The 11877-nt window shown below is 76.3% G+C and carries 12 protein-coding genes; 5 read left to right on the plus strand and 7 right to left on the minus strand.

What is annotated here, in order from left to right; genetic code table 11:
* Positions 1-18: 18 nt before the first annotated feature.
* Positions 19-732, minus strand: a complete 714-nt coding sequence (locus ACI78Z_RS03150) for a DUF4383 domain-containing protein (RefSeq protein WP_457035062.1) — start codon at positions 730-732, stop codon at positions 19-21.
* 116 nt (positions 733-848) lie between these two features.
* Here ACI78Z_RS03150 and ACI78Z_RS03155 point away from each other — a divergent pair, with 116 nt between their 5' ends.
* Complete coding sequence (locus ACI78Z_RS03155) at positions 849-1169, plus strand: tetratricopeptide repeat protein (protein WP_457035063.1); 321 nt, start codon at positions 849-851, stop codon at positions 1167-1169.
* Positions 1170-1198: 29 nt separating this feature from the next.
* Complete coding sequence (gene trxA, locus ACI78Z_RS03160; RefSeq protein WP_457035064.1) at positions 1199-1639, plus strand: thioredoxin; 441 nt, start codon at positions 1199-1201, stop codon at positions 1637-1639.
* 3 nt (positions 1640-1642) lie between these two features.
* On the opposite strand, the gene ACI78Z_RS03165 is transcribed toward trxA, so the two are convergent.
* Positions 1643-2518 (minus strand): helix-turn-helix domain-containing protein, encoded by an 876-nt coding sequence (locus ACI78Z_RS03165; protein WP_457035065.1) that lies wholly within the window; start codon positions 2516-2518, stop codon positions 1643-1645.
* Between the two features lie 47 nt (positions 2519-2565).
* Here ACI78Z_RS03165 and ACI78Z_RS03170 point away from each other — a divergent pair, with 47 nt between their 5' ends.
* Positions 2566-3309 carry a TIGR04222 domain-containing membrane protein gene (locus tag ACI78Z_RS03170; protein WP_457035066.1) on the plus strand — a complete coding sequence of 248 codons (744 nt, stop codon included), beginning with the start codon at positions 2566-2568 and terminating at the stop codon, positions 3307-3309.
* Positions 3310-3315: 6 nt separating this feature from the next.
* Here ACI78Z_RS03170 and ACI78Z_RS03175 read toward each other — a convergent pair whose 3' ends face one another.
* Entirely contained in the window at positions 3316-4098 is a 783-nt protein-coding gene (locus ACI78Z_RS03175) for a PIG-L deacetylase family protein (protein WP_457035067.1), read from the minus strand.
* A 138-nt stretch (positions 4099-4236) separates the two neighbouring features.
* Here ACI78Z_RS03175 and cobN point away from each other — a divergent pair, with 138 nt between their 5' ends.
* The gene (gene cobN / locus ACI78Z_RS03180; RefSeq protein ID WP_457035068.1) at positions 4237-7920 is read left to right on the plus strand and encodes a cobaltochelatase subunit CobN; all 3684 of its coding nucleotides are present in this window, start codon (positions 4237-4239) and stop codon (positions 7918-7920) included.
* Between the two features lie 381 nt (positions 7921-8301).
* Here cobN and ACI78Z_RS03185 read toward each other — a convergent pair whose 3' ends face one another.
* From ACI78Z_RS03185 to ACI78Z_RS03195, 3 genes are read right to left on the minus strand one after another with little or no spacing between them, the layout of a single operon-like run.
* A complete protein-coding gene (locus tag ACI78Z_RS03185; RefSeq protein ID WP_457035069.1) occupies positions 8302-9039 on the minus strand; it encodes an adenosylcobinamide-GDP ribazoletransferase in 738 nt (245 codons plus the stop codon).
* Complete coding sequence (gene cobU / locus ACI78Z_RS03190; RefSeq protein ID WP_457035070.1) at positions 9036-9557, minus strand: bifunctional adenosylcobinamide kinase/adenosylcobinamide-phosphate guanylyltransferase; 522 nt, start codon at positions 9555-9557, stop codon at positions 9036-9038. Before cobU ends, ACI78Z_RS03185 begins: the two co-directional genes overlap by 4 nt.
* A 7-nt stretch (positions 9558-9564) precedes the next feature.
* Complete coding sequence (locus tag ACI78Z_RS03195; protein WP_457035071.1) at positions 9565-10116, minus strand: histidine phosphatase family protein; 552 nt, start codon at positions 10114-10116, stop codon at positions 9565-9567.
* Positions 10117-10178: 62 nt separating this feature from the next.
* Here ACI78Z_RS03195 and ACI78Z_RS03200 point away from each other — a divergent pair, with 62 nt between their 5' ends.
* Entirely contained in the window at positions 10179-10967 is a 789-nt protein-coding gene (locus ACI78Z_RS03200) for an oxidoreductase (RefSeq protein WP_457035072.1), read from the plus strand.
* An 11-nt stretch (positions 10968-10978) separates the two neighbouring features.
* On the opposite strand, the gene ACI78Z_RS03205 is transcribed toward ACI78Z_RS03200, so the two are convergent.
* Positions 10979-11827, minus strand: a complete 849-nt coding sequence (locus tag ACI78Z_RS03205; protein WP_457035073.1) for an HAD family hydrolase — start codon at positions 11825-11827, stop codon at positions 10979-10981.
* Between the last annotated feature and the right edge of the window lie 50 nt (positions 11828-11877).

Here is an 11877-nt window from a genome sequence, read left to right on the forward strand (position 1 = left end):
TGACCGGCGGCGACCCGGTCAGCGCAGCTCGCGCCCGGCCTCGTCGAAGGACATCCACACCCGCCGGCGGTCGGCCCGGCTGTGCACCCGCGCCATCGCCGCAACCCGGCGGCGCTGGTCGTCGGTGCCGGCGTGCAGGGCGACGGCTCTCTCGGCATCGCGCATCGCCTGCTCCGCGGCGACCTCGGCGGGGGTGGACGGCAGCTCGCTAGTCAGGTCGACGTCCATGTCGTCGGCCGACCCCGGGTGGGCGTACGGGCTGTCCGGCGGCAGGTGCCCGCTGATCCGGCCGTAGGCGCCGAGCGTGAGCAGGAGCAGTCCAGTGACGACGGAGAAGACGACGTTCTCGAACTCGAACGCCAGCAGGTTGAAGGAGGTGCGCAGCACCGCCAGGTTGACCAGGGCGGAGAGCAGGAACAGCGCGCCGATGACGATCATCACCGTCGAGACGGTGCGGGGACTGCGTGCCGCGGCCGCCAGCAGCACGAGCGCCACGACCACGGAGATCGTGGACAGCAGCCCGTTGGACGACAACCCGAGGATGCGCTCGCCCTCGGTCGAGAAGAAGTCCAGGCGGTCGGCGAAGCCGAGCAGGCCGAAGACGAGGAGGAACAGCGCCACCAGGACGGCGCCGGTGCGTTGGACGGCGAACACCCGCGCGCCGAGGTGCGGTTCGCCGTCCGGTCCGGAGGAGGACCTGGTGCGGTGCGGGAGGTGCAGTCGCAGGGCCATGGGGACTCCCGGGTGAGGTGACGGTGCCCATTGTTCGCCTCCGGAGCCTGGGTGGATGCACTACAGCGAGGTTCTTCTGCGGGAAGTTGCGGGCGGGTGGAGCGGTTGTGTCCGGCATGACGCAGCGCGACCTGCACTCGGAGTTCCTGCGCGCGGACCTCTTCCTCTCGATGGGCCAGCCGATCGAGGCGGCGCGCCTGCTGGAGCCGCTGGTCGAGGCAGAGCCGGCCAACGAGGCCGCCCTGGAGCTGCTGGCCCGGTCCTACTTCGGGTCCGCCCAGCTGGCGCGGGCGGAGGAGGCGCTGGCCCGCCTGGTGGAGATGGCCCCGGCCAACGGCTGGGCCCGACGGGCGCTGGCGCGCACGCTGGAGCGGCAGAGCCGGGCCGGCGAGGCGGTGGCGCACCACCGGGTGGCCGACGCCCTCGGCGCGGCCTGAGGCATCCGGGAACGGGGAGAGGAGCCGAGGTGGCGAACCGGATCGGCCCGTGCTCGGCCTGCGGGCAGCGCAACCGGGTGCCGGCGGCCGCGGCCGGCACCCCGCGGTGCGGCAGGTGCCGGGCGGCGCTGCCGTGGGTGGCGGACGCCGGGGACGCGGACTTCGCGGAGGTCGCCGAGCGCTCACCGGTGCCCGTGCTCGTCGACCTGTGGGCGACGTGGTGCGGACCGTGCCGCGCGGTGAGCCCCGCCCTGGAGCGGCTGGCCGCGGCCCTCGCCGGCCGGGTGAAGCTGGTCAAGGTCGACGTCGACGCCGCACCGGGGCTCGCCCGGCGGTTCGGCGTGCAGGCCGTGCCGACGCTGCTCGTGCTGGACCGGGGTGAGGTCGTGGCCCGGCAGGCCGGGGCCGCACCGGAGCACGCGCTGCGGGCCTGGCTCGAGGGCGCCCTCGCCTCCCGGGCCGGCGGCTGAGCCTCAGGACAGCTCGGCGGCCCGCCGCTCGATCAGGCCCGCCGACGCGTCGGGGTCCAGCGCCATCTCGGTGAGCAGGTCGAAGGCCCGGCCGTAGCGGTGCACCTCGGCCTCCCCGTCGACGAAGGCGATCCGCGTCTTGTTCTCCAGGTAGACGACGTCCGGGGTCCCGGTGGCGCGCGACTCGAGGACGGAGAACGAGCCCGCCGTCACCGGCGGCAGGCCGGCGTCGAACGGGAGCACCCGGACCGTGACGTTGGGCCGCCGGGCCACCTCGGCCAGCCACTCGAGCTGCCCGCGCAGCACCGCCGCGCCGTCGGGCGTCCCCGGCGCGGCGGCGACGCGGCGGAGCACGGACTCGTCGAGAACCGCCTCCAGCCGCATCGGGTCGGTCGCGTCGAGGACCTCCTGGCGCCGGCGGCAGACCTGCACCCGCCGCTCGACCTCGGGCGGCGCGGGCCGCTCCCAGGTGGAGAGCACGACCTGGCGCACGTAGTCCGGGGTCTGCAGCAGCGCGTGCGGGACCAGCGCGCCGAAGCAGCGCAGCACCCGCGATCCGGCCTCCAGCCGGATCAGGTTGGCGTACCCGGCCGACAGGGTGTCGGCGTAGGCGTCCCACCAGCCGCGGGGCCGGGCCGACGGCGCGAGCCGGCGCAGCAGGTCGGCCTGCGCGTCGGGGACCCGGTACAGCTCGAGCAGCCGGTCGAGGTCGTCGGCGGCGATGCCGATCCGCGCGGTCTCGATCCGCGAGACCTTCGACGGCGACCACCCGAGCCGCGCGGCGACGTCCTTGGCGTGCAGCTGCTCGCCGGTCCGCAGCCGGCGGAGTTCACGGGCCAGGCGGCGCTCCCGCACCGAGGGCGTGTCCCGTTCGAGCACGGCGCAACGGTAGCCGTGCGTGCAATCGTGCAAGCACGCTCGCAGCGATGCGGCGGGACGTGCGACCGTCGAGGCGCGGCCGCAGCCCCTCTCGATCCTCGACGCGAAGGACGACGGACATGACCGGAACGCACCTCCCCCTCCTCGGCTCCGACCTGTACGAGGTCGCCTACCTGGCCGGCGGTCCGCGCCGGGCCGTCGAGGCCGCGGTGGTGGCCCTCGTCGCGGACGGCCGCCTGCGGGTCACCCGGTCCACCGCCGAGCTGCACGTGGCCGACCCCCGCCGCGGGCACCCGGTGGAGGCCGCCGTGCTCGACGCCGCCGGTCCCCGCGCCCGCCGGTCGATCGACGGGATCGCCTGGCGGGTGCGCACCGACGCCCGGCTGGTCGCACTCGCCGACGGGCTGCAGCGGGCGGGACTGGTCTCCCGGCGCGGCGGCGTGGGCGCCACGGCCGGGCGCGCCTGGCCGCTCGTCGGCCTGACCTCCGCGGGGCGGCGGGCGCTGCGCCGGCTCCGGTCGGGCCCGCCGGCCGGCGGGCGCCCCGAGGTCCTCGCCGTGGCGCTCGACGGACCCGGCGCGTGGGCGGATGCCGACCTGCGGGCGGCGGTCTTCGCCCCACCCCGGCCGTACGTCCTGGCGGAGTCGGGCCCGACCGCGCGCGAGGTCCGCCGCAGCCACACCGGGGCGTACGCCCACGGCGGTTCCGCCGGGTGGGCCGGGGCCGGCTGGGGCGGTGGCTTCGGCGGCGACTGCGGGGGCGGTGGTGGGGACGGCGGCGGGGGCTGCTGACCCGGCTCAGCCCACCGGCTCCGCCGCGGCGCGCATCGCCTCCAGCGCGATCGGCGGCGGGGCCGCGAAGTCGAAGGCCCGGAAGAGGACCGCGTGCGGGACCCCCATCGCCCGCCCCTGCAGCGCCGTGATCCCGGTGATCATCGCCCGCGGGGGCGGGTGCCCGGGGATGCCGGCCAGGTACTGCCCGTGCGCCTCCAGCGAGGCGATGCCCCGTTCCAGCGGCTCGCCCGTGACGTCCACGCCGTGGGTCGGGCGCGGGTCGCCGCCGACGAGCAGCCAGCGCACCGGCCACGGCTCGAGCCCCTCGTCGACCAGCTCGGGGAACACCCAGCGGTTGCCGGCGTCGCGCAGCGCGTCCACCGCGGCGAGCCCGGCGACCCGGTGGTCGGCCTGGTTGAGCCCGGCCACGAACTCGACCTCCCACGTGCCGACGAGCAGGGCGTCGGGACGGAGCTCCCGGATCACCCGCGCGATGTCCCGCCGCAGGCCCAGGCCGTACTCCAGGACGCCGTCGGGGTGGTCGAGGAAGCGGGTGTCGCGCACGCCGACCGCCTCGCCGGCGGCCACCTGCTCGGCCGTCCGCAGCCGGGCGGTCTCCTCGGGGCGGCAGGCGTCCATGCCGGCCTCGCCGCGGGTGAGCAGCAGGTAGGCGACCTCGGTGCCGGCGGCGGTCCAGGCGGCGACGGCGGAGGAGGTGCCGTACTCGACGTCGTCGGGGTGCGCGACGACGCACAGCACGCGGCCGAACGCGTCGGCGGGGAACGAGGGCACCAGGGGAGGGGCCATGCGCGCACGCTAGAGCCGCGGCGTCGCCGGTCCCCGCCGGTCGTGCGCGCGGGTCCGGCGGACCGGGGCGTCGCCACCCGCCGGAGGCGGCCGGGTCCTCGCCGCCGAGCCCCAGCTCGTCCCGGTAGCGTGCCGTCGGTGTTCACGCTGCTGTCGACCAGCGACACCGACCTCCTCTCCGCCCGCGCCAGCGGTGCCGGCTGGCGCCTGGGCAACCCCGCCCGCCTGGACGACGCCGGGCTCGCGGCCCTCACCGACGGCGCGGAGCTGGTCGTCGTCCGCCTCCTCGGCGTGCGCCGGCAGTACGAGGAGCTGCTCGCCCCACTGCTGGCCGGGCCTGCGCCGGTCGTCGTCCTCGGCGGGGAGGCGCTGCCCGACGCCGAGCTGATGGAGCTGTCGACGGTCCCGATGGGCGTCGCGACCGAGGCGCACGGCTACCTGGCACAGGGCGGGCCGGACAACCTCGTCCAGCTGCACCGCTTCCTCTCCGACACCGTGCTGCTCACCGGCGAGGGCTTCGAGCCGCCGGTCGTTGCGCCGGACTGGGGGGTGCTGGAGCGGGACCCCGCCGGTGACGGGCGAGTGAGCATCGCAGGGAGCGCCAGCGACCGAGGAGCGGAGCGAGACCGGAACGGCGGCATCCAGCACAGCCGTGGCAGCGGCCCGCGGATCGCCGTCCTCTACTACCGGGCGCACCACCTGGCCGGGAACACCGCCTTCGTCGAGGACCTCTGCCGGGCCGTCGAGGACGCCGGCGGCCGGGCGCTGCCGGTCTTCACCTCGACGCTGCGCACCGTCGACCCCGCCCTGCTCGAGACGCTGCGCGGCGCCGACGCCCTGGTCGTCACCGTGCTCGCCGCCGGCGGCTCGCGGCCGGCCACCGCCCAGGCCGGCGGGGACGACGGCGCGTGGGACGTCGGCGCGCTGGCCGCGCTCGACGTGCCGGTGGTCCAGGGGCTGTGCCTGACCCGCTCCCGCGAGGAGTGGCTGGCCGACGACGACGGCCTCTCGCCGCTCGACGTGGGCAACCAGGTCGCGATCCCGGAGTTCGACGGCCGGCTGATCAGCGTGCCGTTCTCCTTCAAGGAGACCGACGCCGACGGGTTGACCCGCTACGTCGCCGACCCCGAGCGGGCCGCGCGGGTGGCCGGCACCGCCGTCGCGCACGCCCGGCTGCGGCACACCCCGCCCGCCGAGCGCCGCATCGTCGTGATGCTGAGCGCCTACCCGACCAAGCACGCCCGCATCGGCAACGCCGTCGGCCTGGACACCCCGGCGTCCGTCGTCCGGCTGCTGGCCGCGATGCACGGCGCCGGGTACGACATCGGCCCGTTCGACGGCCCCGACGCGCTGCCCGGCGTGGCCGACCTGGACGGCGACGCGCTGGTGCACGCGCTCATCGCCGCCGGCGGGCAGGACGCCGACTGGCTGACGTCGGAGCAACTGTCGGGCAACCCGGTGCGCATCCCGGCGGCCGAGTACCGCGCCTTCTTCGACACCCTCCCCGAGGACCTGCGCGCGGCGATGGTCGAGCACTGGGGGGAGCCGCCGGGGGGGCTGTTCGTGGACGGTGACGACATCGTCTTCGCCGCGCTGCGGGCGGGCAACGTCGTCGTGATGGTGCAGCCGCCGCGCGGCTTCGGGGAGAACCCGATCGCGATCTACCACGACCCGGACCTGCCGCCGTCCCACCACTACCTGGCCGCCTACTGGTGGCTGCGGTCGTCGTTCGGCGCGCACGCGCTGGTGCACGTCGGCAAGCACGGCAACCTGGAGTGGCTGCCGGGGAAGACGGTCGGGCTGTCGGCCTCGTGCGCGCCGGACGCCGCGATCGGCGACCTGCCGCTGGTCTACCCGTTCCTGGTCAACGACCCGGGGGAGGGCAGCCAGGCCAAGCGGCGGGCGCACGCCACGCTGGTCGACCACATGGTGCCGCCGATGGCCCGGGCCGACAGCTACGGCGACATCGCCCGGCTGGAGCAGCTGCTCGACGAGCACGCGAACGTCGCGGCGATGGACCCGGCGAAGCTGCCGGCGGTGCGGGCGCAGATCTGGACGTTGCTGCAGGCGGCCAAGCTCGACCACGACCTCGGGCTCGCCGAGCGGCCCGAGGACGACCACTTCGACGAGATGATCCTGCACGTCGACGGCTGGCTCTGCGAGATCAAGGACTCGCAGATCCGCGACGGCCTGCACGTGCTCGGCACGCCGCCGTCCGGCCAGGACCGGGTCGACCTGGTGCTGGCCGTGCTGCGCGCGCGGCAGATCTGGGGCGGCGCGGTGGCGCTGCCCGGGCTGCGCGAGGCGCTCGGGCTGCCCGAGGGGGCCGATCGCGTCACCACCGACGCCGTCGAGGCGCAGGCCGCCGACCTGGTCGCCGGCATGGAGGCGACCGGCTGGACTGTCGGCGCCGTCGGGTCCGTCGTCCGCGGGGTGCTCGGGCGCGAGGACGAGCAGGTGGCCGCCGTCCTGCGGTTCGCCGCCGACGAGGTGGTGCCCCGGCTGGAGCGCACCACCGACGAGCTGGACGCGACGCTGCACGCCCTCGAGGGCGGCTACGTGCCCGCCGGCCCGTCGGGCTCGCCGCTGCGCGGGCTGGTCAACGTGCTGCCGACCGGGCGCAACTTCTACTCGGTCGACCCGCGGGCGATCCCGTCGCGGCTGGCCTGGGAGACCGGGCAGGCGATGGCCGAGTCGCTGGTCGAGCGGTACCTGGCCGACACCGGGGAGTACCCGGCCTCGGTCGGGCTGTCGGTGTGGGGCACCTCGGCGATGCGCACGTCCGGCGACGACGTCGGCGAGGTGCTCGCGCTGCTCGGCGTCCGCCCGGTGTGGGACGACGCCTCGCGGCGGGTGACCGGCCTGGAGCCCATCCCGCTCGACGAGCTGGGCCGGCCGCGGATCGACGTCACCGTGCGGATCTCCGGCTTCTTCCGGGACGCCTTCCCGCACGTGGTGACCATGCTCGACGACGCGGTGACGCTGGTGGCGGGGCTGGACGAGCCCGCGGACCGCAACTTCGTGCGCGCCCACGTGGACGCCGACGTCGCCGGGCACGGCGACCGCCGGCGGGCCACGACGCGGGTGTTCGGGTCCAAGCCGGGCGCCTACGGGGCCGGGCTGCTGCCGCTCATCGACTCCCGCGACTGGCGCGGCGACGCCGACCTGGCCGAGGTCTACGCGGTGTGGGGCGGCTACGCCTACGGCCGCGGGCTGGACGGCGTGCAGGCGCGCCCGGACATGGAGGCGGCCTACCGGCGGATCGCGGTGGCGGCGAAGAACGTCGACACCCGCGAGCACGACATCGCCGACTCCGACGACTACTTCCAGTACCACGGCGGGATGGTGGCGACGGTCCGCGCGCTGACCGGTTCGGCGCCACGGGCCTACATCGGCGACTCGACCCGGCCGGAGTCGGTGCGCACCCGGTCGCTGACCGAGGAGACCGCCCGCGTCTTCCGCGCCCGGGTGGTCAACCCGAAGTGGCTGGCCGCGATGCGCCGGCACGGCTACAAGGGCGCCTTCGAGCTGGCCGCGACCGTCGACTACCTGTTCGGCTACGACGCCACGACCGGCGTGGTCGCGGACTGGATGTACGAGAAGCTCGCCCAGAGCTACGTGCTGGACCCGGAGAACCGCGCGTTCCTCGAGCAGTCCAACCCGTGGGCGCTGCACGGCATCGCCGAGCGGCTGCTGGAGGCGGTCGACCGGCAGATGTGGGCCGAGCCCGACCCGGCGCTGCTGGCTGAGCTCCAGCAGGCCTACCTCGACACCGAGGGCGACCTCGAGGGCGGCGAGACCCCGGCGTCCTCCCGGTCCTGACCGGGCGGTTCGCGCATCGACCGGGGCGCTCCGGGGTACCCCGCGGTCATGAGCATCCTCGGACGACTGATGGGCACGGCAGAGAACACTGCACGCAGCGCGGCCCGCGGGGGTCGGGCAACCGCACGCGGGACGGCGGGTGTGACGGGCGGCCGCCGGACCGGCCGCGGGATGGGTGGCACGGGCACGGCCGGCCGGATGTCGACCGGTCGCGGTTACGGCCGGGCGACGACCGGGCGGGCGGGCCGGGCGACCCCCGCGGCCTCCGGGCTCGGCGGGCTGCTCGGCGGCCTCCTGCGCCGCCGCTGAACGAACGGCCACTTCTCCCCCCACGCCTCGCAGGCTCGGCGCGGGACCCTGAAAGGTGGCCGTTCCACCACCTCACCGGAGGGCGGCCGCGGACACCAGCAGGGTGACCGCGGCCGCCGTCTCGCCCATCGCCCCCATCACGTCGCCGGTGACGCCGCCCAGCCGGGCGCGCGCCCGCCGCAGGAGGAGTTCGGCCGCGAGCAGGCCGGCCGCCGCGCTCGCCGCGAGGGCCTGGTCGGCGAGGGTCAGGAGGACCGCGGTGGCGAACACCCACCCGGCCAGCCAGCGCACCGAGACGGTGCCGGCGACCGACCGCCCGAGCGCGGACCCCTCGGCCATCCCGACGCCGGCCAGCCCGGTGCGGGCCATGGCCAGCCGCGCGACCAGCGGTGCCGCCCAGACCGCCGTCCACCCCCGCTCGGCCTCGAGCAGGGTGGCCGCGGCCGCCACCTGCAGCAGGACGGTGAGCAGCAGGGTGACCACGCCGAACGGGCCGACGTCCCCCTGACGCATGACCTCGAGCGCACGCTCGCGGCCCCGCAGCGGGCCCAGCCCGTCGGCGGTGTCGGCCAGGCCGTCGAGGTGCAGCCCGCGGGTCAGGACGGCCAGGAGCGCGATCCCCAGGACCGCTCCGGTGAGCGGGGAGACCAGCTGCGCCCCGGCGGTGGCGACGCCGGCCGCGAGCGCACCCAGCACCAGCCCCACCAGCGGCGCCCACGGCAGCACACCCCGGGTGGAGGCCGCCGCCCGCGCCGGGACCCGCAGGACGGTGAGCAGCGCGGCGGACTCCAGCGGGCCGGTCCACCTCATCGCAACCGCTGGGGCAGCCCGGCCACCACGAACCACACCTCGTCGGCGGTGCCGGCCAGTCGCTGGTTGACCGAGCCGAGGGTGTCGCGGAACAGCCGCCCGGAGCGGGTCTCGGGCACCACACCCAGCCCCACCTCGTCCGACACCGCCACCACGTGCGCCGGCGTCATCGTCCAGGCCTCGACCAGCGCGTCGCAGTGGCGGGCCAGCCGGTCCCGCGCGCCCGGCTCGTCGGACCAGACGCCGGTCTGGTCCATCAGCGCGGCCACCCAGGTGGTGACGCTGTCGACCAGCAGGGTGCCCCGGCGCAGCAGGTCGCTGGGCGCGGTGGTCTCCAGCGTCGTCCAGCCCGGGGGCCGGTGGGCCCGGTGCGCGGCCACCCGCTCGGCCCACTCGGCGTCCCCGGTCGCTGGCAGAGAGGTGGCGAGGTAGGTGACGTCGGGGACGCCGGCCAGCAGCGACTCGGCGTGCGCGGACTTCCCCGACCGTGACCCGCCGAGCACGAGCACGTGGCTCACCCCGGGCTCACAGGACGAGCTCGAGGGCCGTCACCGTGCCGTTGTGCGGCGTCACCGCCGGCATCGCGTCCGGCCCGAGCCCCGCGGCGACCGCCTGCGCGGCCCGGATGGTGTCGCCGTGCGTGACCAGCGCGACCACCTCGGCCGGCGGCTCCGCACAGAGGGACTTCAGGTAGGCGCCGACACGGGCGTGCAGCTCGGCCAGGCTCTCCCCGCCGGGTGGGGCCCAGTGCGGGTCGGTCCAGTCGACGACGTCCCACAGCTCGCGCGACGGCCGACCCTCGAGCACGCCGTAGCCCTGCTCGCGCAGCGCCGGCGTCGTCGTCACCGGCAGGCCGGTGACGCGGGCGCAGTGCTCGGCGGTCTGCACGGCACGGCGCAGGTCGCTGGAGACCAGCACCCCGGGGTGGAGGGCGGCCAGCTCGCGCGCGGCCCCGGCGGCCTGGGCGTGCCCGAGGTCGGTCAGCGGCACGTGCGCGGTCTGGCCCTGCAGGAGGCCGGCGGCGTTCCACTCGCTCTGCCCGTGGCGCACGAGCAGGAGGGTCAACGGGCGGGACATGGTGGTCGGCAGCGTAGCCAGGGTGCCGCCGACCACCGCGGCCCGCCTCGTACCGTCGGGGCGTGACGATCCCCGCGCGGCCCGGCACCACCCGCCCAGCGGCCCGCCCGGCCGCTGCCGACCCGCTGGCCCCGCTGCTGGACCTCCCCGGCGTGCGGGACGCCGCGGAGGGCGCGCGGGCCGGCATCGACCGGCTGCTGCGGCACCGGCTGATGCGCAACCGGTCCGCGGAGATCAGCACCGAGTCGGCGCTGCGCGGCGCCCGCGCGTCGGCCGCTCTCGAGGGCGTCGACGTGCCGCTGGCCGACCTGCGGGCCGGGCAGGTGGACGATCCCGTCGTGCAGGGCTCGCTGCGCGCCTCGGCCGCCCTCGGCGCGATGATGGACACCTGGTCGAGAGCGCCCGGTCAGGTGCTGGCCCGGCTGCACGTGCTGGCCGCGGCCGACCTCGCCGAGCGCGCTGCCCTCGGCCGCCCCGGTGCGCACGCCGGCCCGCGGCTGAGCGGGCTGTTCACCCTGGTCACCGGCGAGAGCGCGGTCCCGGCCGTGGTCCTGGCCGCGGTGGTGCACGGGGAGCTGGCCGCGATCGCCCCGTTCGGCACCGCCGACGGTGTCGTCGCGCGTGCGGCCGCCCGGCTGACGGGCATCACCCGCGGGCTGGACCCCAAGGCCGTGTCGGTGCCCGAGGTCGGCTTCGCCGAGCTCGGCCGCGAGGAGTACGCCCGCGCGCTGGCCGGCTATGCCTCCGGGCAGCCCGACGGCGTGGCCGCGTGGCTGGTGCACTGCTGCCGCGCCACCGAGCACGGGGCGCTCGAGGGACTGGCGATCGCCGAGGCGCTGCTGCGCGGCTGACCCGTCGCCGGTCAGGCGCCCCGGCGGCGCCAGCGGCCGGGCACCGGAGCCGGTGCCGACGGGGGCGCGGCGACCGCCCGCAGCGCGCGCCGGCGGGCGTACCAGGTCAGGCCGACGACGGCGGCGCCCACGCTCACGGCCGCGCCGGTCATGACCGGTGCGGACGGGACCGGGAAGCGCGAGCGCATGGTCACCGGCCAGGTGAACTCCAGCACCGGCCAGCCGTGCTCGGTCGCGGCCCTGCGCAGCGCGCGGTCGGGGTTGACCGCCGTCGGGTGCCCGACCGCCTGCAGCATCGGCAGGTCGGTGACCGAGTCGCTGTAGGCGTAGCAGTCGGCCAGGTCGTAGCCGCTCTCGGCGGCCACCTCCCGGATCGCGACGGCCTTGTTCTCCCCGTAGGCGTAGAAGTCGATCTCGCCGGTGTAGCGGCCGTCGACGGTGACCATGCGGGTGGCCAGCACCCGGTCGACGCCGAGCATCTCGCCGATCGGCTCCACCATCTCCGCGCCGCTGCTGGACACGATGACGATCTCCCGGCCGGTCGCCCGGTGCTCCTCCATCAGGTCGGCCGCCTCGGCGTAGACCATCGGCTCGACGATGTCGTGCAGCGTCTCGCGCACGATCTCGTGCACCGTGGTGACGTCCCACCCGGTGCACATCTCGGTGATCTGCGCCCGCATGCGCTCCATCTGCTGCGCGTCGGCGCCGGCGAGGGAGAAGACGAACTGCGCGTAGGCGCCCTTGAGCACGGCGCGCCGGTTGATCAGCCCGCCCTGGAAGAACGGACGCCCGAAGGCCAGGGTGCTGGACTTGGCGATGACCGTCTTGTCCAGGTCGAAGAACGCCGCTGCGCGGGGCACGGTTCACGACTGTAAGTGAGCGGTACGACTGTGACGGAGCGCACTGCGCC

The sequence above is a fragment of the Geodermatophilus sp. SYSU D01176 genome (assembly GCF_054050015.1).